Origin of the sequence: Caballeronia glebae, from assembly GCF_001545035.1 — a bacterium.
Taxonomy (GTDB): Bacteria; Pseudomonadota; Gammaproteobacteria; order Burkholderiales; family Burkholderiaceae; genus Caballeronia; species Caballeronia glebae.
Genome location: NZ_FCOJ02000042.1, coordinates 1 through 22,873, shown reverse-complemented (window position 1 = coordinate 22,873; position 22,873 = coordinate 1). Strand labels below are relative to the sequence as shown.

Annotated in this window: 17 protein-coding genes; 14 read left to right on the top strand and 3 right to left on the bottom strand. The window is 60.4% G+C overall.

Going from position 1 to position 22,873, the window contains the following annotated elements:
* Positions 1-19 precede the first annotated feature (19 nt).
* From AWB82_RS24830 to AWB82_RS24815, 4 genes are all read left to right on the top strand, one after another.
* Complete coding sequence (locus AWB82_RS24830) at positions 20-1,987, top strand: lytic transglycosylase domain-containing protein (protein WP_086971974.1); 1,968 nt, start codon at positions 20-22, stop codon at positions 1,985-1,987.
* A gap of 122 nt (positions 1,988-2,109) precedes the next feature.
* Entirely contained in the window at positions 2,110-3,066 is a 957-nt protein-coding gene (locus AWB82_RS24825) for a complex I NDUFA9 subunit family protein (protein WP_086971972.1), read from the top strand.
* 18 nt (positions 3,067-3,084) lie between these two features.
* Positions 3,085-3,705: a glutathione S-transferase family protein gene (locus AWB82_RS24820; protein ID WP_086971970.1), complete on the top strand. Its 621-nt coding sequence runs from the start codon at positions 3,085-3,087 to the stop codon at positions 3,703-3,705.
* The gene (locus AWB82_RS24815; RefSeq protein ID WP_086971968.1) at positions 3,702-4,937 is read left to right on the top strand and encodes a multifunctional CCA addition/repair protein; all 1,236 of its coding nucleotides are present in this window, start codon (positions 3,702-3,704) and stop codon (positions 4,935-4,937) included. The genes AWB82_RS24820 and AWB82_RS24815 overlap by 4 nt, the downstream gene beginning before the upstream one ends.
* A 19-nt stretch (positions 4,938-4,956) precedes the next feature.
* On the opposite strand, the gene AWB82_RS24810 is transcribed toward AWB82_RS24815, so the two are convergent.
* Positions 4,957-5,151: a DUF2905 domain-containing protein gene (locus AWB82_RS24810; protein ID WP_086971966.1), complete on the bottom strand. Its 195-nt coding sequence runs from the start codon at positions 5,149-5,151 to the stop codon at positions 4,957-4,959.
* 10 nt (positions 5,152-5,161) lie between these two features.
* Positions 5,162-6,367, bottom strand: coding sequence for a class I SAM-dependent methyltransferase (locus AWB82_RS24805; protein WP_086971965.1), 1,206 nt, complete (start codon positions 6,365-6,367; stop codon positions 5,162-5,164).
* A 13-nt stretch (positions 6,368-6,380) separates the two neighbouring features.
* On the opposite strand from AWB82_RS24805, the gene AWB82_RS24800 reads away from it, so the two are divergent.
* The 10 genes from AWB82_RS24800 to AWB82_RS24745 all read left to right on the top strand — a co-directional run bounded on the left by AWB82_RS24800 (position 6,381) and on the right by AWB82_RS24745 (position 21,487).
* Positions 6,381-7,223, top strand: a complete 843-nt coding sequence (locus tag AWB82_RS24800) for an SDR family oxidoreductase (protein WP_086971963.1) — start codon at positions 6,381-6,383, stop codon at positions 7,221-7,223.
* Positions 7,224-7,251: 28 nt separating this feature from the next.
* On the top strand, positions 7,252-7,653 hold the full coding sequence (locus AWB82_RS24795; protein WP_086971961.1) for a dihydroneopterin aldolase: 402 nt from the start codon (positions 7,252-7,254) through the stop codon (positions 7,651-7,653).
* Positions 7,650-8,609, top strand: a complete 960-nt coding sequence (ttcA, locus tag AWB82_RS24790) for a tRNA 2-thiocytidine(32) synthetase TtcA (RefSeq protein WP_086971959.1) — start codon at positions 7,650-7,652, stop codon at positions 8,607-8,609. Before AWB82_RS24795 ends, ttcA begins: the two co-directional genes overlap by 4 nt.
* Positions 8,610-8,706: 97 nt before the next feature.
* Positions 8,707-10,068 carry a bifunctional UDP-N-acetylglucosamine diphosphorylase/glucosamine-1-phosphate N-acetyltransferase GlmU gene (gene glmU, locus AWB82_RS24785; RefSeq protein WP_086971957.1) on the top strand — a complete coding sequence of 454 codons (1,362 nt, stop codon included), beginning with the start codon at positions 8,707-8,709 and terminating at the stop codon, positions 10,066-10,068.
* Between the two features lie 82 nt (positions 10,069-10,150).
* The gene (glmS, locus tag AWB82_RS24780; RefSeq protein WP_086971956.1) at positions 10,151-11,968 is read left to right on the top strand and encodes a glutamine--fructose-6-phosphate transaminase (isomerizing); all 1,818 of its coding nucleotides are present in this window, start codon (positions 10,151-10,153) and stop codon (positions 11,966-11,968) included.
* Positions 11,969-13,801: 1,833 nt separating this feature from the next.
* Positions 13,802-14,437 (top strand): hypothetical protein, encoded by a 636-nt coding sequence (locus tag AWB82_RS24770; protein WP_143756835.1) that lies wholly within the window; start codon positions 13,802-13,804, stop codon positions 14,435-14,437.
* 1,210 nt (positions 14,438-15,647) lie between these two features.
* The gene (locus AWB82_RS24760) at positions 15,648-17,048 is read left to right on the top strand and encodes a 3'-5' exonuclease (RefSeq protein ID WP_086971950.1); all 1,401 of its coding nucleotides are present in this window, start codon (positions 15,648-15,650) and stop codon (positions 17,046-17,048) included.
* On the top strand, positions 17,045-17,737 hold the full coding sequence (locus tag AWB82_RS24755) for a DarT ssDNA thymidine ADP-ribosyltransferase family protein (protein WP_086971948.1): 693 nt from the start codon (positions 17,045-17,047) through the stop codon (positions 17,735-17,737). Before AWB82_RS24760 ends, AWB82_RS24755 begins: the two co-directional genes overlap by 4 nt.
* Positions 17,734-19,599 (top strand): ADP-ribosylglycohydrolase family protein, encoded by a 1,866-nt coding sequence (locus AWB82_RS24750; RefSeq protein ID WP_086971946.1) that lies wholly within the window; start codon positions 17,734-17,736, stop codon positions 19,597-19,599. The genes AWB82_RS24755 and AWB82_RS24750 overlap by 4 nt, the downstream gene beginning before the upstream one ends.
* Before the next feature lie 487 nt (positions 19,600-20,086).
* Positions 20,087-21,487 (top strand): 3'-5' exonuclease, encoded by a 1,401-nt coding sequence (locus AWB82_RS24745; protein WP_086971944.1) that lies wholly within the window; start codon positions 20,087-20,089, stop codon positions 21,485-21,487.
* A gap of 735 nt (positions 21,488-22,222) precedes the next feature.
* Here the strand turns inward: AWB82_RS24745 and AWB82_RS24740 are convergent.
* Positions 22,223-22,873, bottom strand: a 651-nt coding sequence (locus tag AWB82_RS24740) for an IS30 family transposase (protein WP_143756833.1), incomplete at its 5' end; no start/stop codon positions are given.

Sequence of the window (22,873 nt, the reverse complement as noted above, 5' to 3'; positions counted from 1 at the left end):
TCGCGCTCCAGAAATAAAGATGTCAAAACGCCTCAACCGAGTATATCTCGCGGTCGGTGCGGCGCTTGCCGCCGCCACGCTCGTCGCCTGCGGCACGGCTTCCGCCGTCCGTCCCGATGCAGATTTGCCGCCCACGTCCGACGACCGCGTCTTCATGCAGTTGCGCGATGCCGCGCGCGCGAACGACGCCGGCAAAGCGGCGATGCTCGCCGCGCAGATTCCAGATTATCCGGCGCCGGGTTACATCGAATACTTCACGATCAAGCCGCAGCTTTTCGATTCGCAAGGCCACGCGCGCATCGACGCGCCCGACGCGCCGGTGCTCTCGTTCCTGCAGCGCTACGACGGCCAGGCAATCGCCGACCGCTTGCGCAACGACTATCTCGTCGTGCTCGGCAGCCGTCACGACTGGAAGAACTTCGAGCAGCAGTATTCCCGTTTCGTTCTCAATGACGACACGCAGGTCAAGTGCTATGCGCTCGAAGCGCGCCTGTCGCGCGGCGAGAACGTCGCGGATTCAGCGCGCGCGCTGCTCGTCGAGCCGAAATGGTACGGCGACGGCTGCGTCGATCTGATCGGCGCGCTCGCGGAATCGAACCAGTTCACGAGCGACGACATCTGGCAGCAGATCCGCCTCGCCTACGAGCAGAACTACACGTCGACCGGCTCGAATATCGTCGAAGCGCTCGGCCAGGAAAAGCCGAAGGGTTCGCTGCTGGACGACGCCGTCAACAAACCGCCGCTTTATCTCGCGCGCGGCGTGATGCCGAACACGCCGGCGCATCAGCTCACGCTGCTCGCGATCACGCGCATGGCCCGCAACGATCCGGCGATGGCCGCCGCCACGTTCAGTTCCGTCGCCCCGAGCCTCACGCCCGCGGAGCGCGCGACCGGCTGGGGCACGATCGGCTATCAGGCGGCCATCAAGCGCATGCCGGCGGCGTCGGACTGGTATCGGCTGTCGGCGAACGCGCAATTGTCCAACCCGGCGTATGAATGGCGCACGCGCAGCGCGCTGCTCGCCGGCGATTGGAACATGGTGCGCTGGTCCATCGAACAGATGCCGCCCGCGCTGCGCGCCCAGCCGTCGTGGGTCTACTGGCACGCGCGCGCCGTGAAGCAGGCCGGCGACCCGGCCACGGCGAATCAGGAATTCCAGACCATCGCGGACCAGTACAACTTCTACGGCCAGCTCTCGCTGGAAGAGCTCGGTCAGAAGATCACGGTGCCGCCGCGCACCACGGTGTCCGACGCCGAGATCGCGCAGATGCAATCGGTGCCGGGCTTCGCGTTGTCGCAGCGTTTCTACGCGCTGAACATGCGGCTCGAAGGCAACCGCGAATGGAACTGGCCGCTGCGCACGATGACGGATCGCCAGCTTATCGCCGCGGCGCAGTACGCGAAGCGCATCGAGATGTTCGACCGCACCGTGAACACTGCCGACAAGACGAAAACGGAGCACGATTTCACGCTGCGCTATCTGTCGCCGTTCCGCGATATCGTCGAGCGCGACGCGCAGAACACCGGTCTCGACATCGAATGGGCGTATGGGCTGATTCGCCAGGAGTCGCGCTTCATCATCAATGCGCGGTCGGAAGTCGGCGCGGGCGGCCTGATGCAACTCATGCCCGGCACGGCGCAACTCGTCGCGAAGAAAATCGGTCTCGGCACGGTGTCGCGCGCGCAGATGAACGACATCAACACCAATATCCTGCTCGGCACGAATTACCTTTCGATGATCTACAATCAATTCGATAACTCGCCCGTGCTCGCGACCGCCGGCTACAACGCCGGTCCGGGCCGGCCGCGCCAGTGGCGTCAGGACTTGCGCGCTCCCGTGGAGGGCGCGGTTTTTGCTGAAACGATCCCTTTCACCGAGACTCGCGATTACGTGAAGAACGTGCTGTCGAACACCGTCTACTATGCCGCGCTGTTCGAAGGCCGTCCGCAGTCGCTGAAGGCGCGTCTGGGCTACATCGCGCCCTGACCGTCCCAAAGCGAAGCCTCACGCCCGCGCGTCGAACGACAGAACGCGCGGGCGTTTTCGTTTTCGGCCCGCCGCTCTGAACTGAAGCTGCATTCGTCAGGCCGCGACCCAAGAGGCGAACTATGCGACACCAACATGTAGCGCTGATCGGCGGTTCGGGATTCATCGGCAGCCATCTCGTCAATGCGCTTGTCGATCTCGGCAAGAACGTGCGCATCGCGACGCGACGGCGCTCGAACGCCGCGCATCTCACGCTGTTGCCCGTCGATGTCATCGAAACCGATGTACACGATCCCGTGAAGCTCGCCGCATTCATCGATCAGACCGACGCGGTGATCAACCTCGTCGGCATTCTTCAGGGGCGGCGCGGCGATCCGTATGGGCCGGAGTTCGCGAAGGCTCATGTGGAACTGCCGCACAAGATCGCCGCCGCGTGCGAGGCGAAGGGCGTGCGGCGGCTGTTGCATATGAGCGCGATCGGCGCCGATCCGGCGGGTCCGAGCATGTATCTGCGCTCGAAGGGCGACGGCGAGAAGATCGTCCGTGAATCGGGACTCGACTGGACCGTTTTCCGCAGTTCGGTCGTGTTCGGTCCCGAGGACAACCTGCTCAACCAGTTTGCGTTCCTTGAGCGCATGTTCCCGGTGATCCCGCTCGCCTGCGCCGATGCGCAGTTCCAGCCCGTCTTCGTCGGCGACGTGGCGAAGGCGATGGTCAACGTGCTCGATCTCGACGCCGCCAACGGCCACGTCTACGAGCTCGCCGGACCAAGCGTCTACACGCTCGCGGAACTCGTGCGTTTCGCGGGCGCGACCATCGGCAAGCATTCGCGCATCATCAAGCTGCCGGAGAGCCTCGGCCGGCTTCAGGCGATGACGATGGAAATGGCGCCCGGTCAGCCCGTCATCTCGCGCGACAATCTCGATTCGATGAAAACGCCGAACATCGCGAGCGGCCCGCTTGCGCCGGAACTGGGCATCGACGAGCCGGCGAGCATCGAGACCATCGCGCCGCTGTATCTGAGCGGCAACTCGCCGCGTTCGCGCTTCAACGCATTTCGCGCAACCGCGCATCGTTAATCTTCTTTTTGTGATCGCATGAAACTCGTTATCGGTGACAAGCTCAACTCTTCCTGGTCGATGCGCCCGTGGGTGCTGCTCAAACATTTCGGCATCCCGTTCGATGAGACCCTGATCCGCCTCGGCCGGCCCGACACGAAAGCGAAGATTCTCGAAGTCTCGCCGTCCGGCAAGGTGCCGTGCCTCATTACCGATGCGGGCGATTCGGTGTGGGAATCGCTCGCGATCGTCGAAACGATCGCCGAGACGCATCCCGAACACGCGATGTGGCCGCGCGATGCCGCCCAGCGCACGCACGCCCGCAGCATCAGCGCGGAAATGCACGCGGGCTTCGCGGACTTGCGCCAGAACATGCCGATGGAAATCACGACGCGCGCGCCGGGCACGGGCGCGACGCCGGGCGTGCTGGAAAACATCGCGCGCATCGAGGCGATCTGGGCGGAGTGTCTGGCGAAATCGGGCGGGCCTTTTTTGTTCGGCGAGTTCGGCATCGCGGACGCGATGTTCGCGCCGGTCGTCATGCGCTTCAATACCTACGCGCCCGATTTGAGCGCGACGTCGCTCGACTACGCGAAGCGCATCACGGCGCTGCCGGCGGTGGCCGCCTGGATCGATGGCGCGCGCGAGGAAGCGCGATGAACATCTATGCAGTAGGCGGCGCGATCCGCGACGAGTTGCTCGGCGTGCCGGTGGTGGATCGCGACTATGTCGTCGTGGGCGCGACGCCCGAGCAGATGGTGGCGCAGGGTTATCGGCCGGTGGGCAAGGACTTTCCGGTGTTTTTGCATCCGCAAACGCACGAGGAATACGCGCTCGCACGCACGGAACGCAAGACGGCGGCGGGCTATCACGGCTTCCAGTTCTACTACTCGCCCGACGTGACGCTGGAGGAAGATCTCGCGCGCCGCGATCTCACGATCAACGCGATGGCGCGCGAAGTGACGCCGGCGGGCGAGCTGACCGGCCCGGTCATCGATCCGTTCGACGGCCAGAGCGATTTGAAGAACCGGCTGTTCCGGCATGTCGGCGATGCGTTTATCGAAGATCCGGTGCGTATTCTGCGTATCGCACGTTTTGCGGCGCGTTTCACGGATTTCGATGTCGCGCCCGAAACCGCCGAGTTGATGAAGAAGATGGTCGCGGCCGGCGAAGTCGATGCGCTCGTCGCCGAACGCGTGTGGCAGGAAGTGTCGCGCGGGCTGATGGAAAAGAAGCCCTCGCGCATGTTCGAGGTGCTGCGCGGTTGCGGCGCACTCGCGCGGATTCTTCCCGAGGTCGATGCGCTGTGGGGCGTGCCGCAGCGCGCCGACTATCACCCGGAAGTGGATACCGGCGTACACGTGATGATGGTGCTCGACTACGCCGCGTCGCGGGGATTCGCGCTGCCGGTGCGCTTCGCCGCGCTCACGCACGATCTCGGCAAGGCGACGACGCCCGAAGACATCCTGCCGCGTCACATCGGCCATGAAGGACGCAGCGTCGATCTCTTGCGGCCTTTATGCGAGCGCTTGCGCGTGCCGAACGAATGCCGCGATCTGGCGATGCTCGTCGCGCGTGAGCACGGCAATATTCATCGCGTGATGGATATGGGCGCGGCGGCGCTCGTCAGGTTGTTCGAACGATCGGATGCGATGCGCAAGCCGGCGCGGTTCGCCGAAGCGTTGCAGGCGTGTCTCGCCGACGCGCGAGGCAGGCTGGGACTGGAGCAGCAGGCTTATCCGCAGGCCGAGCGTCTGCGCGAGGCGCTGGTCGCGGCGCGCGCGGTCGATGCGGGCGCGGTGGCGCAGCAGTATGCGGATCAGCCTTCGAAGATCAAGGATGCCGTGCACGACGCGCGCGTTGCAGCGGTGAAGGGGGCTTTGAAGGTTTGAGCGTTTTTCAGGAGGCGCGTCAAAGCGCCCGCGCAAGAAACGACAACAACATCGACAGCACCAACGTCGACATGAACGGGAACGAATACTCACGCCCGAAGATCCGCAGCGTGAAATCCCCCGGCAGTCGGCCGATCCCGATCTTCTTCAACCAAGGCAGCGAGCCCGAAAGAATCGCGAGCGCGATGAACGTCGTGAGAACCCAGCGGATCATGATCGCGCACTCATAACGTGTGAGAACGATCGCCCGTCGCGAATGCGTCGAGCGTGCCGGGAATGCCGCGCGAGAACGCGATCACCTTGAAAAGCTCGCCCATTTCCGCTTCCGACAGCAGCTTTTGCACGGCATTCGCAGCGGGCAGAAAGCGCTTCACGTCGGCGGGATCGAGATCGCTCAAGACATCGGTGATGCCGGCATTCATCAGAAATCGCGCTTGCGACGTAAAGCCGAGCAGATCCGCGCCCGTTTCGACGCCCGCTTCCGCGATGCCCGTGAATTCCACGTGCGCCGTGATGTCCTGCAAGCCCGGATACAGAAACGGGTCCGCGTGCGCGCGATGCCGGTAGTGACACATCAGCGTGCCCGTCGCGCGCTGCGCGTGATAGAACTCCCGCCGCGGAAAGCCATAGTCGATGAAAAACGCCGCGCCGCGCACGAGCATCGTGCAAACGGTTTTCGTGAACGCCAGCGCGGCTTCGTGCGTTTCGGTGAGGTACTCGGCGAACGGCTCGTCATTCGATTCGTCGATGGCGGCATCGATCGATTCGATCTGCGCATCCGGCGCGATCGGCCGGTCGTCGAAGGCAAAGCGGTCGTTCAGCATCACGACGCCGCGCTCGTGCCACGCGCCGAGCTTGCGCACGACGAGACGCACGGGCATCGCGTCGAGCACTTCGTTGCCGATCACGACGCCTTCGAACCGGTCGGGCAGCGCATCGAGCCATTTCACCTTCGCGGCGAGCGCCGGGGCCAGCTTCGCGATGGTCTCGCGCTGGCGATCGCGCAACTCGCCCGAAAGATCGACGATCGCGTAGCTGTCGAAGGCCACGTCGAGATCGGCGAGCGCGCTAAGCAAGCCCGTCGCGAGCCTGCCGGTGCCCGCGCCGAACTCCATCAACTGCCGAGTGTCGCTTTGCTGCAACGCTTGCGCGACGGGCCGCGCCAGTGTCGTCGCGAAAAGCGGGGACAGTTCGGGCGCGGTGACGAAATCGCTGCCGTCTTCCGCGCGGCGGCCGAATTTCATCGCTCCGCCGCTGTAGTAGCCGAGGCGGGGCGCGTACAGCGCGAGGTCCATATAGCGGTCGAACGGCAGCCAGCCGCCCGCCGCCGCGATGCGCCCGCTGATCAAGTCCGTAAGCGCGTCGGACTGTGCGAGCGCGTCGGCGCCCGGAGCAGGTAAACTATCGGATTGTCTGGCATTTGGATTCATCCCAGTATTGTAAATGAGCGCTTCCAAGCCGTTTTCTTCCGCCAACGCGCCGTCATCCGGTCCCGTTTCCCTTACCCGCGCCGTGCTCGTGACCGGGGCGGCAAAGCGCATCGGGCGCGGCATTGCGCTGGAATTCGCGCGGCGAGGCTGGGATGTGGCCGTGCATTTCGGGCGCTCGGCGCATGAAGCGCACGAAACCGTCGCGGAGATCGAGGCGCTCGGGCGGCGCGCGGTCGCGTTGAAGGCGGATCTGGCGGTCGAGGCCGAGGTCGAGCGGCTCGTGCCGGCGTGCGCCGAGGCGTTCGGCGGCCTGCATTGCGTGGTGAACTGCGCGTCGCGTTTCGACGAAGACACGGCCATCGACTTCGGTTTCGCGAAGCTGCTGGAAATGACCGCCGTCAACGTCGCCGCGCCGATCACGCTCGCGCGCATGCTGCACGAGATCACGCCCGATGCAGCCGCCGCCGACGACGCGCTACGCGGCGTCGTCATCAACGTGCTGGACCAGAAGCTGTACAACATGAACCCGGACTACCTGTCGTACACGCTGACGAAGGCGGCGCTCGAAAACGCCACCGTCGCGCTCGCGCAGGCGCTGGGTCCGAAACTGCGCGTGGTTGGCCTCGCGCCCGGTCTGACGCTGATTTCCACCGGGCAGACGCCCGCGTCGTTCGAGACGGCGCATCGCGTGACGCCGCTCAACCGCGCATCGACGGTCGATGACGTCGCGCAGGCCGCGTGCTATCTCGCAAACGCGCATGGCGTGACCGGCACGACGCTTGTCGTCGACGGCGGCCAGCATCTCGTGCCGAGCCCGCGCGACGTGATGTACATGATCGGCGCGCAAAAGCCCTGAAACGCGTCTACTCAATATTGGAACCAACATGCTTGCCGCACTTTCGCATCCCCGGCTGGCCGATTGCCGGCGGCTCTTTCTGCGCAACTACGAAGTGCGCATCAACATCGGTGTGCACGACTTCGAAAAGCGCGGCGAGCAACGTGTCGTGATCAACGTCGAGCTGTACGTGCCGCTCGCGCTGTCGACGCCCGTCGCGGACAAACTGGCCGAAGTGGTCGACTACGACTTCATGCGCTCGACCATCGCCGAGCGCGTGAAGCGCGGCCACATTCACTTGCAGGAAACGCTGTGCGACGACGTCGCCGCCGCCTTGCTCGCGCATCCGAACGTGCGCGCGGTGGCCGTATCGACGGAGAAGCCCGACGTTTATCCCGATTGCGATGCGGTCGGCGTCGAAGTTTTCCGCATCAAAGAGGAACGAGCATGAACGCGCCCGACACGATCGCAGCAGCGGAGGCGGAAAAGCCCACGCGCGAGCCGCTGACGAAGCGCCAGCAGAAGGAAGCGTACGAGAACAACAAGCTGTTCAAGCGCATCGTGCGCCAGGTCGGCGAGGCGATCGGCGACTTCAACATGATCGAGGAAGGCGACAAGGTCATGGTGTGCCTGTCGGGCGGCAAGGACAGCTACGCGATGCTCGAAATCCTGATGCGCCTGCGCGAGCGCGCGCCGATCAACTTCGAGATCGTCGCCGTCAATCTCGACCAGAAGCAGCCGGGCTTCCCGGAGCACGTTCTGCCGGACTATCTGGCCAAGCTCGATATTCCGTTTCACATCGAGAATCAGGACACGTACAGCATCGTCAAGCGGCTCGTGCCGGAAGGCAAGACGACATGCTCGCTGTGCTCGCGACTGCGCCGCGGCATTCTGTATCGCGTGGCGGGTGAACTTGGCGCGACCAAGATCGCGCTCGGCCATCATCGGGACGACATCCTGCAAACGCTGCTGCTCAACATGTTCTACGGCGGCAAGCTGAAAGGCATGCCGCCCAAGCTACAATCCGACGACGGCAAGAACATCGTCATTCGTCCGCTCGCCTACGTGAAGGAAGTGGATCTCGAAAAATACGCCGAACTGCGCGAATTCCCGATCATTCCGTGCAATCTGTGCGGCAGCCAGCCGAACCTGAAACGCGCGGAAATGAAGGCGCTGATCCGCGAATGGGACAAGCGTTTTCCGGGGCGCGTGGAAAACATGTTCAACGCATTGTCGAACGTGGCGCCGTCACATTTGATGGACAGCAAACTTTTCCCGTTCGCCGGGCTGCGCGCCACGGGCGAGGCCGACCCGCAAGGCGATATCGCGTTCGACGAGGAACCGTGTGCAACCGAACCGTCAGGATCGTCCGGCACGGTTTCAATTGTGCAATTCGACGATCTGTAACCTTTATCCAATAAGGCGCAGCGTGGGCTTCGCCGCACTGCGCCAAAGAGCCGCGTGATAAATTGGCGGCTCGTCATACCCAGCAAGGCTTCCAGCGATGAACATCGTGATTCTGGCTGCCGGCATGGGCAAGCGCATGCGCTCCGCCCTGCCGAAAGTACTCCATTCATTGGCGGGCAAGCCATTGCTCGCGCACGTCATCGACACGGCCCGGACGCTGTCGCCGACGCGCCTCGTCGTCGTCGTCGGGCACGGCGCCGATAAAGTCCGCGAAACAGTCGGCGCACCGGACGTCCAGTTTGCTTTGCAGGACAAACAACTCGGCACGGGTCACGCCGTGCAGCAGGCGCTGCCGCTGCTCGATCCGTCGGTTCCGACGCTCGTGCTGTACGGCGACGTGCCGCTCACGCGCGCGAGCACGCTGCAACGCCTGATCGACGCGGCGGGCACCGAGCGTTACGGCGTGCTTACCGTGACCGTCGGCGATCCGACCGGCTATGGCCGCATCGTGCGCGACGGCGCGGGCAAGGTGAAGAAGATCGTCGAACAGAAAGATGCGAGCGAGGAAGAGCGGCGCATCGCGGAAATCAACACGGGCATCGTCATCACGCCGACGCGCACGCTCGAATCGTGGCTCGCGTCGCTGAAGAACACCAACGCGCAAGGCGAGTTCTACCTGACGGACGTCGTCGAGCGCGCGATCGAAGCGGGTGTCGAAGTCGTCACCGCGCAGCCGGACGCCGAATGGGAAACGCTTGGCGTGAACAGCAAGATTCAGCTTGCCGAACTGGAGCGCGTCCATCAGCGCAACGTCGCGAACGCGCTGCTCGAAGCGGGCGTGACGCTGATGGACCCGGCGCGCATCGACGTGCGCGGCACGCTCGAATGCGGCGCAGACGTGTCGATCGACGTGAATTGTGTGTTCGAAGGGCGCGTGACGCTGGCCGACAACGTGACGATCGGCCCGAATTGCGTGATCCGCGATGCGACGATCGGCGCGGGCACGCGCGTCGATGCGTACACGCACATCGAAGGCGGCACGACCGGCGCGAATGTCGTGCTCGGTCCGTATGCGCGCTTGCGTCCGGGCGCCACGCTTGGCGACGAGGCGCATGTCGGCAACTTCGTCGAAGTGAAGAACGCGGTGCTTGGGCGCGGCTCGAAGGCGAACCATCTCAGCTACATCGGCGATTCGGATATCGGCGCGCGCGTGAACATCGGCGCGGGCACGATCACCTGCAATTACGATGGCGCGAACAAGCATCGCACGGTGATCGGGGACGACGTGTTCGTCGGCTCGGATACGCAACTCGTCGCGCCGGTGCGCGTGGGCCGCGGCGTGACGATCGCGGCCGGCACGACGGTGTGGAAAGACGTCGGCGAAGATGAACTGGTGCTCAACGAGAAGTCGCAGGTGAGCAAGACGGGCTATGTACGCCCGGTGAAAAAGAAGTCGTAAGGCTGTACGGAAGATTCAGCCCAACGCGCGCGGCGCTTCGTGCATCGCGCTTTCGAATGCAAGTTTCAAAGGAAGAACGTCCATGTGCGGAATTGTCGGCGCGGTAGCGCAACGTAACATCGTCTCGGTGCTGGTCGAAGGTCTGCGCCGGCTCGAATATCGCGGCTACGACTCGTGCGGCGTGGCCGTTCTGAGCAACGGCGAGCCGCGCCGCGCGCGCAGCGTCGCGCGCGTGGCCGATCTCGACGCGCAAGTGCGCGATACGAATCTCGGCGGCATGACTGGTATCGCGCATACGCGCTGGGCCACGCACGGCGCGCCCGTCACGGACAATGCGCACCCGATCTTCTCGCGCGATACCGTCGCGCTCGTGCATAACGGCATCATCGAGAACTACGAGTCGCTGCGCGAGATGCTGAGGGGCAAGGGCTACGAGTTCGTGTCGCAGACCGATACCGAAGTCATCGCGCATCTGATCCACAGCATGTATCGCGGCGACCTGTTTCAGACCGTGCGCGAAGCCGTGAGACAACTGCACGGCGCGTATGCGATCGCGGTGATGCACAGGAATCAACCGCACACGGTCGTGGGCGCGCGCCAGGGTTCGCCGCTCGTCGTCGGTGTGGGCGAGGGCGAGAACTTCCTCGCGTCGGACGCGCTCGCGCTCGCCGGCAGCACGGACCGCTTCGCGTTCCTGGAAGAAGGCGATGTCGTGGAGATCGGTCTCGAAGGCGTGAAGATCGTCGATCGCGAAGGCCTGCCCGTCGAGCGCGAAGTGCGCGTGGTGACGGCGTATGGCGGCGCGGTCGAACTCGGGCCGTATCGCCACTTCATGCAGAAGGAGATCTTCGAGCAGCCGCGCGCGATCACCGACACGATTCCGCAAGCCGATCAGTTCGATCCGTCGCTCTTTGGCGACGCCGCGCGCGACGCGTTCACGCAGATCGACAGCATTCTGATTCTCGCGTGCGGCACGAGCTATTACTCGGGCGTGACGGCGAAGTACTGGCTCGAATCGATCGCGAAGATTCCTACGCAGGTCGAGATCGCGAGCGAATATCGCTATCGCGAATCGGTGCCGAATCCGAAGGCGCTCGTCGTCGTGATCTCGCAATCGGGCGAAACCGCCGATACGCTCGCCGCGCTCAAGCACGCGCAGTCGCTCGGCCACAAGCACACGCTCGCGGTATGCAACGTCGCGACGAGCGCGATGGTGCGTCAGACGGAACTCGCCTTCCTGACGCACGCGGGCACGGAGATCGGCGTGGCATCGACGAAGGCGTTCACGACGCAGCTCGTCGGTCTGTTCGTGCTCGCGGTGACGCTCGCGAAGATGCGGGGTCACGTGGACGCGAAGCGCGAAGCCGCGTACTTCACGCAACTGCGGCACTTGCCGGCCGCGCTGAACAGCGTGCTTGCGCTGGAGCCGCAGATCATCGCGTGGTCGGAAGAGTTCGCGCGCAAGGAGAATGCGCTGTTCCTCGGCCGCGGCCTGCACTATCCGATCGCGCTTGAGGGCGCGCTGAAGCTCAAGGAGATTTCGTACATTCACGCGGAGGCGTATCCGGCGGGCGAGTTGAAGCACGGTCCGCTCGCGCTCGTGACCGAGGCGATGCCGGTCGTGACCGTCGCGCCGAACGACACGCTGCTCGAAAAGCTGAAGTCGAACATGCAGGAAGTGCGCGCGCGCGGCGGTGAGCTGTACGTGTTCGCGGATGCGGATACCCGCATCGTCAGCGAGGACGGCATTCACGTGATTCGCATGCCGGAGCATTACGGGGCGTTGTCGCCGATTCTGCACGTCGTGCCGTTGCAGTTGTTGGCGTATCACACGGCTTGTGCGCGTGGAACGGATGTCGATAAGCCGAGGAATCTGGCGAAGTCGGTTACGGTGGAGTGATTGGGCACGACGCTCTATTCCCTTCTGTCCACTAAGAATGAAAGTGTCCCTCATCCCCTAAGAAAAAGCGTCCCTCGAGGGGGGTGATTTCGGCCGCAAACCCTTACGAGATAAGGCCGGGGACACTATCAATTAGTATGAGGCGAAGCCTGAATTTTTTCGGCTTTTTACCCCCTCCCTTTCTCCAAGAAAAACCACCCCCCGCGTCCTCGAGGGACACTTTTAGCGAGGGGTGATTTTCAAGCTCTTGGCGTCAGGAATGCGCCGCAGTCATGCCAGCGCGCGCTCTTTTTCGAAGATGAGCCACTCGACTGCCCCCTCCGGGTAGTCCTGTGGCCAATCTCCAGCAAGCAATTCCGTCGCATCCCAAGCGTGCTCCATCGCCTCTATGGAAGCGTCATTCTCATAGTCTCCGGTGGGTTCACCATTCGGTACGCTGCGACCGCATCTCCGTGCGTGCCGCTCCGTCCACACATCAGCTGAACCTGCAGTTCCCCGCACTGCTTTCAAAACACTCTGCGCACAGTCAACACGGTCGAGCGCACGCCGAAGGCGCTCTCGCATCTGGTCTGCCAGTCCGAGTTCGCGCGCGACAACCTCGACGTCAGCCGCCGCATCTGACAGCAGAGTCTCCAGAAGCTTATACGTTCAGCGATGGGTCGGCTCGTACACTCGGTGTCCCCCATTTGAGCTGAGCATCGAGACGTGCGACGTCCTGATTCGGAACTATATTCGCCCAACGCGAGGAAAGACCGTTGCGACGGCGTGGAGGTACCGCGAGAGTGGATGCACGCGTGCATTCTGCAAGTGGGGTACGCGCCAGGAATAGACACGAGCGCGTGGCAGAATACGGCGCGCGCTGTCAACAATGCCCCGCGCGCACGAACCCGGGAGAAAACGTTTGCCAAAGACCTTCCTTTTCACCGCGCTGTTGACGATGGCCGCTACGGCGTTCGCGGGTCAGCATTATGTTGAGGTCTGGAATCCACCAGAGGCGCACCGTACCGCATTATCGAGCGTTGCGCGTGACCACAAGTCGGCCGAAAAGCGCCCGGCAAGTGTGAAGAGACCGGTGGTTCGTAGGAAGCAGCGGGGTCCGATGAAATCGGTAGCAGCACCGCTGCCGGCATCAGTCGCCACCAAACGACGCGTTCCCACGTTCGATGACATCCCTCGCAGAAGGACGCCTCAAGGGGATGTTTTGCGGGTGCATGGCGAGTCGATGTCGGTCTATGTTCAACGCTGACATACACAACGCGCCAGCGCCGGTGTCCCTGTACGGCAGAGTCATCACTGACTCCGCTCCTTATCCCCCTCCGAAGTTTCACTTGAACACTGCAGGCAATCGGTGCGCGCCGCATGCGGTCAAGCATCGCTCGCTACAAAGATACTTCGCGAGAGACAAGGTCGAAATCCGCGATGGCGTTCGCGAGAAAACTTTCGGTCAGCACGGTGGGCAGGGCGGCGGCTGGCATCTTCTACAAAGGCGCCGGGCCATTACTTTTGAATTTCGCTCTTGCAGTGCGGCCACGGCCAAACCGAGCCTTCTCGTCCTCAAGATAGCGCTTACCGTCCGAGGCACACAACCGAAGGTTGACGATGCGCACATTGTGCGCGCACAATGTGCGCATTGGACGCGTAGGAGAAGGCATTGTGACTTGGATTTATTCGTACCTGAGCAGTCAGGGCACTCATAAAGAGACCGGAACCGTCTTTACTATTGAATACGCTCGGAATACGCAATCGCCAACTGATATCACCATTCGGCCAATATCGGGTCCGAGACAGCAGTTCTCTCGGACGGAGATTGAATCGCTGAAAGAGGAATTGTGGGTGGCCATGCACGACGAACGGCGCCGCACCCGGATGCGCTCCATGGTGGAGAGCGAATTCGCGGGTGACCGCCAATTCGTAGCGTCCGTAATTTCTAAGCTCGCATCTCGGAACGTCTCAGCTCGCACCGTGCAGGCGTGGTTAATCGAGCCCGGCAAACCTAGCAGCCGGTTTTGCCCCGAATGGGCGATGAAGGCGTTGCTCGAATACCAGTCGAAGCCAGAGAATCAGGAGCGACTTCGCGCAAGGAAGGAATCCAAGGAAAGTCAGCCCTGGCCTCAAAAGCGCACCATCCTCGACGTTGCCGACAAGCACGCTGTCCAGTTCGCGACGGCTGAGATTGAGCGAGACGAGCGAATCCGCAAAGCGTGGACTGACATCACTCTTGTTGATTTGCCTAGCAAGCTGTTCGAGCTTGAGCGTCGGATGGCTGAGCGCATTCGCTACCTTGAAGACCGTGTATTTGCTTTGACTTCGGCGCTAAAACACGGCAAGAGTTTTGACGAATACCAAGCGGCTGTGTTGGACGAGGTGAATAATCGCGAATCGGAAGATTACGAGGTTAGGAACACGCGCCTCTCAATTGAGGCTCAGACCGAAGAGTTCGCGCATCCCGAAGGGCTTGCCAGCGACTGACTGCACTACGCTCCGGCTCGCGGTCGATTGACCGGAGACTTCTCCGGGTTTCGTCCCAGATACGGTCCGGAGTCAGATTACGGTCTTGGACTGAGACGCAGGGTGTCCCAATACGAGACTAGACTCCTGCTCATTCGCTAGTTGCCTAACGTTCCTCGGAGACGAATGAGCATGGAAAATTCTTATCTCGGCCATTTCTGCGGCATCTGCGACCACGAGCTTTCACGCGGGTATTTCAGTTTGTCGAAACGTAGTCAGACGTTGACGGGTACGGAGTCCGGCAAGGTCATCATGGGTTCAGACGACGACCTCGTGACAGACTTCTGCGGCGCAAGAATGCGCCGACTACGCGGAAGCGGCCATCTCTTCGACGCTGACCTCCGCATATCCGACTAGCGATAAAACGGTCCCGTGTTCGTTGTGCCTGCGGCCCGTGGACCGAACGTCGCCGCACGTCTCTGTCAGCATGACGCTATTCGAAGACGCGTCGCAGCCATGGCTCGCGTGCGCGCCGAGCGCGAACCGGCGGTGTATTGCTATTGCCGTGTCAAACCTCATCACGCGCCCACCGGGAGCCGTGCGCTCGCCCGAGCGCGGGGAATGCTGTTTGCAAACACGCTGCATCGCGCAGGTCTGACCGCTCCTAGTTACCGAGGCCTGAGGTTGCGGCCAGTGTCTGACGTCCAAAGTTTCGATGGGTGTTGCTCGCCGGAAACGGTGACCGCGCGATAGCCTTACGAATTAAGGTAGAGTTCACTTTCGATGTCCCGATTGGTTCAGCTTCGTCGCGGCATCATTCGCGCGGATTTTTTGTTGCGCTCGTAAATTTAACGCGTGTCTAAAGAAGCGCAGCGGCAAAGCTGTATCTTCGCGGTCTGAACACAGACCGGCGCGGGACATCTCACAACGAGCGACCGTCGAAAACGAGTATTACTCGATTCGCGACGGAGAGCCGGCTTGGCGCCTATCGAGTCACAGGATGCACGTGATTCCTTCGCGCAAGCCGCGCATCGAGAGGATGCCCTTGCGAGGCGTCTTCGCGCATGCGTCAAAGGCGGACGATAGGCTTGGGCAGGCATCTCTTCCTGACCTTGCGCGGTTTGCCGGCCGAAGTGTCTAGCCGGATTCAGCGCTTGTCACGGTTGCGAACTTCCATCGCCGTAGGCATGTAGAACGAGAACGGAGAACGCTGAGAGCGGCTCGCATCAATATGGCATTGCCAACACCAATCGGAAAGCAGCTTGAGGTAGTGTGCCTGCCGGCATCCGGACAACATGTTGTGCTCGGTACTGCGGGTAGTGGCAAGACCACGATGGCCATAGCGCGCGCAAGATACCTGACGAACAACCTGCTTCCGGACGCAGGCCGCACCTTGATTGTCACGTACAACAAGGCGCTAATGAACTACATCAATAGCTTCGGACGCGAGATTCCTGAAGATGTTGACGTTCGGAACTATCATCGCTTTGCCAGGGGCTATCTCAAGTCCCGTGGCGAACTCCCAGATGGTTGCATCGCTGTCGGACGGCAGCGCGAGCAGTTCATCGAGCGAGCGATTGTGGATGTCAAAGAAGGCTACGAGGACCACCCCTTCTTCCATCGTCCGCTGAAGTTCTTCCTCGACGAGATTCAGTGGTTGTGTGGGCGCAACATCGAGTCGGTCGACCGTTACAACGAGGTGACCCGTACGGGTCGCGCCTCGGCACAGATGAGTCGCGTGCTGCGCCCTATCATGTGGGAGATACTCGAGCGCTACAGGGAGTTGAGGCTGGAAAGAGGGAAGCTCTATGACCTGGATGACATAGCGGCGGCGGTGTCGTCATCGCTTGACCGTGACAAGGGCCCAAGAATGTACAAGCACGTCATCATCGACGAAGGACAAGACCTATCTCTCGAGATGATTCGGTCATTGACGAAGGCTATCCCGCCGGACGGGTCCATCACGTTCTTTGGGGATGTGGCGCAACGAATTTACGGTCACGGCCGCGGGATGAGCTGGCGTGAGGCAGGCTTTCAAACTCGGCAGGTGTGGCGCTTCGAGCAAAACTATCGAAACACTCGAAACATCGCCACACTGGCGGTTGCCGTGTCGGATATGCCTTACTTTTTGGGCGGCCAGGACATGATTACGCCGATTGTTTCCGCTGCCGATGGGCCGAAGCCGTCGCTCGTTCACTTCGCTGACCCTGAAAAGGAGCGGGAGTTGGTCGGCACGGTGGTGGAAAGGCGTTACCGTGCTCAGAGCGTGGCGGTCTTGCTGCGCACTCACGAGAAGATTCGAGAAATCAGTCCGTATCTGCCAGACGAGGCGGTGCAACTGAAGGAAGAGGGTGCGAATTGGACGGCAAGGCATGGTGCATATTTCGGCACGTACCATTCAGCCAAGGGCCTTGAGTTTGACCTCGTGGTTCTTCCCTTCCTGTCCGACGCTGAAATTCCGAGTCTGGAGGATATCGAGGCAGACGAGATGGATGAGATTTTCGCCGAAGACGGCCGGCTCATCTATGTCGGCATCACTCGGGCAAAGACTGCCTTGGTGCTAACCTACACTGGCGATGTCACCAAGTTGCTGCCCGCAGACGATGCGCTTTACAACCGAACCTCGCGATGACGGTGAACGAGAACATCCTGGATGATTGTGCCAAACGGGGCATTACGCGCCTGTGCCACTTTACCCCGTCACGGAATCTCATCCATGTCTTGGCATCGGGTTATCTGAAGGACCGGCAGACGCTGAGCATGGAAGCTCGCGACGAGGTCAATCCGACGGACGCGTACCGTCGGGACGGGCATCTGGACAAGATTTGCTGCTCTGTTGAGTATCCGAACGGATACTACCTTGACATCGTGACAAAGAAGGAACTGATTTTCCTCGACTGGGTGATACTCTTCATCGACCCGGTGGTGTTGTGGTCGCCCGGAACGCTTTTTTGCCAAAGGAATGCGGCTGCCGAGAACGGCTCGTTGATAGCGGACGGCTGGCCGGGGTACGAGTCCATGTTTGCCGCCAGAGTCCAAGGAGCGGGAGGAAGGGTTTTCAGGCGTCATGCCACACATCTGTCCTGCTCACCGACGGACCTCCAAGCAGAGGTCCTGGTGCGCGGACCCATCCCTATCGAAGCCATTCAGGGTATGGCCATGTTGACGGAGAGGCAGGCCAGTACTGAGAGAGCTCGGTGGGACACTCTGGGTCTTGCGCCACCGAAGGTGCCAATGGTCGTCGCTCCGGACCTGTTCGATAAAATATCGCTGACCAACCACATTTGGACGGGGCGCCGTCCAATCGAGACTGCCGTATGACCGACAGCATTCTGAACCGTCCTGTAGAGCAGACGACCACAACGAGCCCCGAACGTGCTCTCGCAGCGTTTGTCGGGGCTGCTGTGGGGGACGCCCTCGGCTGGCCTTTCGAGGGCAGAGCTGTCGGCAAAGTCGATATTCGGAAATGGGACGGCCAGTTCTTCAATTGGACGAGACGCAGCGGCAGCAGATTTTCACCTCGCTGGGAGCAAGTCGAGGCGGGCGCCTATAGCGACGATACCCAACTCATCCTCGCAATCTCGCGCTCACGGGCGACAGAACAGAACTGGTGGGAGCATTTTGCTCGCGTCGAGTTGCCGTTCTGGACCTGCTACGAGCGCGGTGGCGGCGGGGCGACGAAGCGGGCAGCCAATTCGTGGCTCGCGGGAACTGCTCCGTGGGACTCCGAGGCTAAGGACGTCGCTAAGCGATACTTTGAAGCGGGAGGCAATGGCGGCGCGATGCGCGTATTGCCCCACTGCGTATCTCGTGCAAGGGACGACCACTTCTCCGCGTTGGCTAGAGACATCCTTGCCGACGCTGTGACTACACATGGCCATCCACGTGCGTTAGTGGGCGCGCTAGCTTTTGGGTATATCTTGTGGAATGCCTTCAAGAGAGTCGACACGCTCGATTACGGGTCTCTGCTTCATCGATGCGCGGAGGAGATATCGGTCTGGGCAACGCTACCCGACATCTCGAGTCAGTGGCCCTCGTGGGTTTCGGCTACACAAAAGTACGTACAAGACTTCAATGGGCTTTGGCTCTCTACGGTGAGTGAAGTGATGAGTCTTTGCCGTCACGCCATAGATGGTCTTGACGCCGGTGTGCTGTCGGACGACATGGCGGTAATGAAAAAACTCGGAGGTCTGAGTCCGAGAACAAATGGCGCTGGTACCACCACGTCTGTTGCAGCACTGTATTACGCGTCTCGATATGCGGCTTCTCCAACCGAGGGGATGCGTTACGCAGCTACTGCCGAGGGTGCAGATACAGACACTCTTGCATCTATGACTGCTAGTCTTCTGGGAGCGATAAATGGCATGTCCTGGTTGCAGGACTATGACGAAAAGGTCCAGGACGGCGCCTACATTCGGCGGACCGCAGAGCATCTGGTTTTTATGCGCAAAACCCCTACGGTTTGCAAAGAGATAACAAAGCGAGACCTCAATGTATTCAAAGGCCGGCTCGGAGACAAGGAAGCAGCATCAGGCATTTCGCTGCCTATTGGGCTTCGAGTGGCATCAGTTGAAAATCGCCAAGAGCAAATCGGCGAACGCCTTGTGGAAACGCTTGTTGTTGCGACAGACGCTGGATTGACCTTATTCATTCCAAACAGCAGTTCTAAGAAAGCTGAAAGTCCAGAAGCCATCGGTCAAAGAACGATAAATTTGGAAGGCGCCTCACAGAATGAGGAAAGTCCGGAGGGCGCTGTACAAAAAGCCGAAAGTGCTCAGGGCGTCGTTCGAAAGCCAGAAGGTACAGTGGAGAGTCCCTACCACTCGGACGGTGATTTTGAACCGGCGGTGGGTATGTCCCTGCTAGTTAGAGACCTCAACACATCGCGCGTGTTCTATGAGAGGTTTCTTGGATTGAAAGTCACCGGCGCATCGCAGAAGGTTGTCCGTTTCTCTTCAACTCTTGCCCTTCGAGAGGATGAGAGCGCTCCGGTATCTTGTGGAGGAGTCAAACTCTTCGTCAACGTCTCTGACGTAAGCTCATGTTTGGAAAGACTGACCAAAGCGGGAGTTGAGTTCTCTGAGATTCTAGTTCGAGGAAATACTCGTTCTTTCGAGTGTCGCGACCCGGCCGGGTATGCCATCGAGGTGTTTGAGCGGTCGAAGACTCACGCGATGAACTGAGCGGCACTGAACGGCTCAGTACATCGAGCGCCAATATCGTGTTTCTGAACTTCACGAAGACCGAGCGAGTGGCAGGCATCATTGGCAGTGCGCGCGATGGAAGATGGGCAGAAGGTCTCGCTTCAGTAGCGCCGAGCAGAGATATTTCTCCTTCATGCGTCGAGTCAGCGTTTGCAGGTGCCGGGTTGGGGGCAGCAGCGGTTCAATGGGTGCCCACAGGTAGTCGCCCAGTTACGGGCTTTTAGGTACAATTTCCATGCGCTAGCCGGTTAAACTGTTCGACTCCTTATGTCTCTACGCGAAATAAGCAATTTCGTTAGAAGGCGGCAAAGTTGCTTTGCATTTTTCGGGCTGCGGTTACAGTGTTCAAGGTTGCGAGCGTTGAAGCAACCGAATCGCTGCGTAGTTGTGTTCCGGCTAGCCCAACCGCTTGAGTCCCGACGCACTCAAAGAATAATAAGGACGCTGCGAGCAGCGATGTAATTACATGACATTGCCTAAACCAATCGGAAAGCAACGGGAAGTGGTCTGTCTTCCTAGCTCTGGACAGCATGTGGTACTTGGAACGGCCGGGAGCGGTAAGACCACGATGGCCATCCACCGTGCTGTGTATCTCACGAACAAGCTCCTTCCTGATGCTGGTCGAACATTGATTGTCACGTACAACAAAGCGTTAATGAATTACATCAAAAGCTTTGGAATCGACATTCCTCACGATGTTGACGTGTGTAACTATCACCTATTCGCGCGTAATTATCTAAAGTCGCGCGGCAAGTTTCGCGACGGTAACATCGCGATTAGTCAGCAACGCCAAAAGTTGATTGAGCGTGCGCTTGGAGATGTCAAAGCAGTTCACAAGGACGCCCCTTTCTTTCGTCGACCTCTGAAATTTTTTCTTGATGAGATTCAATGGCTGAACGGACGCAATATCCAGTCTGTTGAGCACTATAACGCAGTGACCCGCACGGGCCGTGCTTCCGCGCAGATGAACCGAGCCTTACGGCCGGTCATGTGGGAGATTCTTGAGCGCTACCGAGAACTTAGGAGAGGAATCGGAAAGTTATACGACATGGACGACATCGCTGCTGCGGTGTCAGCGTCGCTCGACGAAGACATGAATCCACGAAAGTACAAGCACGTCATCATCGATGAGGGGCAGGATTTGTCGCTTGAGATGATTCGGTCGTTGGCAAAAGCAACTGCGTCTGACGGGTCTATCACGTTCTTTGGAGATGTAGCGCAGCGAATCTATGGTCAAGGTCGGGGAATGAGTTGGCGCGAGGCAGGCCTTCAGACGCGCCTGGTTTGGCGATTCGAACTGAATTATCGAAACAAACGAGATATCGCCAACCTTGCGGTCGCTCTGTCGGAAATGCCATATTTCGTAGCAGGACCAGACGTAGTTGCGCCTATTCCATCAGCGGCCGAGGGAGCTAAGCCTTGGTTAGTGAGCTTCGACGACCCCGAGAAGGAGCGTGTTCTAGTAGGTAACGTCGTGGCTAAATGGCACCGTACCCAGAGGGTGGCAGTTCTGCTGCGAACGTACGAGAAGCTCCATGAAATTAGGCCGTATCTCCCCGAGACTGCAGTCGAACTCCGTGCGGAGCGTATGGATTGGAACGCGGGGCAAGGAGCGTACTACGGTACGTACTATTCGGCTAAGGGGCTTGAGTTCGACAGGGTAATCCTCCCCTTCTTGTCGGCTACAGAACTACCGTATTTAGAAGAGGTCGAGCCGGACGAAATAGACGAGATATGTGCTGAAGATGGGCGCCTCTTGTACGTGGGCATAACCCGTGCAAAGGACGCATTGTTGCTGACCCATACTGGCGAAGTCACTAGCTTGCTTCCTGCAGACGACGCGTTATATAACCGAACGTCACGCTGATGGTACGCACTCGCACAAGACATGAGGAGTCACGTAGGCATGTGAGCTCTATCGACAAAGAGCGAGGCGCAGACAGTCAACGTAGGGCGAAATGAGCAACATCGGATACATCTATGTAATGGCGAACAGTGGGTTTTAGGGCGTTATAGAACCTAGGCAATACAACTGACTCGCCGGCTGAGCTTGCCATCTCTGTTTCGAAGGCCATGGGACTGTCAAATCCGTTTGTTGTTGCCCATGAGGAACCGTTCAGCGAGGTCGACGACAGCGGAAAGTTCGTTCAAGCCTACCTTGCACGAACGGACTTCTCAGTCTCGCTTGACAGGACTTCGTTTGCGTCCCAGTAAGCGAGGTGACTGAAGCGATATCGAAGGCCCCGGGCGCCCTCAACAAAGACTACTATGCATCGGGTGCCGTGCTCTCACCTACTTGCTCGCAGGTCAGCGACAGCAAAAATGCCCCGCAGAGTTAGCCTTAGGCAGTGATTTACGAGAGTGCAATAAAACATTACTACGAGGACAAAGCGAAGCCATATCGCTTGTTTGGTCAGGCGGCTTCTCTGGGCTGGCCAGTGGCCTAGCGCTTTCTCGCGCGCATGACGCAACAAGGGGGACGGAAGACAGATAAGGCGTTCATGCGGATGATTGACGAGCCCGAACGTTCGGAGGATTCAAAAAGGGTTGAGGTCGTTCTTTTTATAGACTGGCGGTTTCAAGCCGAGGTGCAACAGGGGGGTTAATGTTTAGCGCCTTGAGGTTGGCTTGCTGAGGCGAGCGTGGCGGCGAAGACCTCGAACGGTGAATGAAACGCGTGAGTTGCGCGCGGCCGGTTGTTCAAGCTGTCGGCGATAGCATCGAGTTCGTCTTGTGTGTAGACCGAGAGGTCGGTTCCCTTGGGCAAGTACTGGCGCAGCAACCCGTTGGTGTTTTCACATGTGCCGCGCTGCCAGGGGCTATGGGGGTCGCAGAAGTACACGCGCACGCCGGTAGCCGCAGCGAGTTCCTGATGCCGCGCGAGTTCCTTGCCCTGGTCATAGGTGAAGCTCTGGCGCAGGGGTTCAGGAATCGAGTTGAGTTTGGCCGAGAAGCCTGCCAGAGCTGAGGCGGCGGTAGCGTCCTCCATCTTGGCAAGCAGCACCAACCGGCTGGTGCGCTCAACCAGCACGCCAACGGAGGATTGGTTCCCAGCGCCTTTTATGAAATCGCCTTCCCAGTGGCCAGGCAGCAGGCGGTCCTCGATTTCGGGTGGGCGCACATGAATACTCACCATCTCGGGAATCTGCCCGCGTCGGTCTGTACCGCGCGTGCGGGACATGCGGGTGTTGTGGCCGTGGCGCAGGCAGGCAATCAACTGGCGGCGCAATTCGCCACGCGGCTGAGCATAGAT

Excerpts from the sequence above, each read along its gene's own strand:
- AWB82_RS24830 (WP_086971974.1), top strand. The coding sequence starts at position 20 with ATGTCAAAACGCCTCAACCGAGTATATCTCGCGGTCGGTGCGGCGCTT.
- AWB82_RS24825 (WP_086971972.1), top strand. The coding sequence starts at position 2,110 with ATGCGACACCAACATGTAGCGCTGATCGGCGGTTCGGGATTCATCGGC.
- AWB82_RS24820 (WP_086971970.1), top strand. The coding sequence starts at position 3,085 with ATGAAACTCGTTATCGGTGACAAGCTCAACTCTTCCTGGTCGATGCGC.
- AWB82_RS24815 (WP_086971968.1), top strand. The coding sequence starts at position 3,702 with ATGAACATCTATGCAGTAGGCGGCGCGATCCGCGACGAGTTGCTCGGC.
- AWB82_RS24810 (WP_086971966.1), bottom strand. The coding sequence starts at position 5,151 with ATGATCCGCTGGGTTCTCACGACGTTCATCGCGCTCGCGATTCTTTCG.
- AWB82_RS24805 (WP_086971965.1), bottom strand. The coding sequence starts at position 6,367 with ATGAATCCAAATGCCAGACAATCCGATAGTTTACCTGCTCCGGGCGCC.
- AWB82_RS24800 (WP_086971963.1), top strand. The coding sequence starts at position 6,381 with ATGAGCGCTTCCAAGCCGTTTTCTTCCGCCAACGCGCCGTCATCCGGT.
- AWB82_RS24795 (WP_086971961.1), top strand. The coding sequence starts at position 7,252 with ATGCTTGCCGCACTTTCGCATCCCCGGCTGGCCGATTGCCGGCGGCTC.
- ttcA (WP_086971959.1), top strand. The coding sequence starts at position 7,650 with ATGAACGCGCCCGACACGATCGCAGCAGCGGAGGCGGAAAAGCCCACG.
- glmU (WP_086971957.1), top strand. The coding sequence starts at position 8,707 with ATGAACATCGTGATTCTGGCTGCCGGCATGGGCAAGCGCATGCGCTCC.
- glmS (WP_086971956.1), top strand. The coding sequence starts at position 10,151 with ATGTGCGGAATTGTCGGCGCGGTAGCGCAACGTAACATCGTCTCGGTG.
- AWB82_RS24760 (WP_086971950.1), top strand. The coding sequence starts at position 15,648 with ATGGCATTGCCAACACCAATCGGAAAGCAGCTTGAGGTAGTGTGCCTG.
- AWB82_RS24755 (WP_086971948.1), top strand. The coding sequence starts at position 17,045 with ATGACGGTGAACGAGAACATCCTGGATGATTGTGCCAAACGGGGCATT.
- AWB82_RS24750 (WP_086971946.1), top strand. The coding sequence starts at position 17,734 with ATGACCGACAGCATTCTGAACCGTCCTGTAGAGCAGACGACCACAACG.
- AWB82_RS24745 (WP_086971944.1), top strand. The coding sequence starts at position 20,087 with ATGACATTGCCTAAACCAATCGGAAAGCAACGGGAAGTGGTCTGTCTT.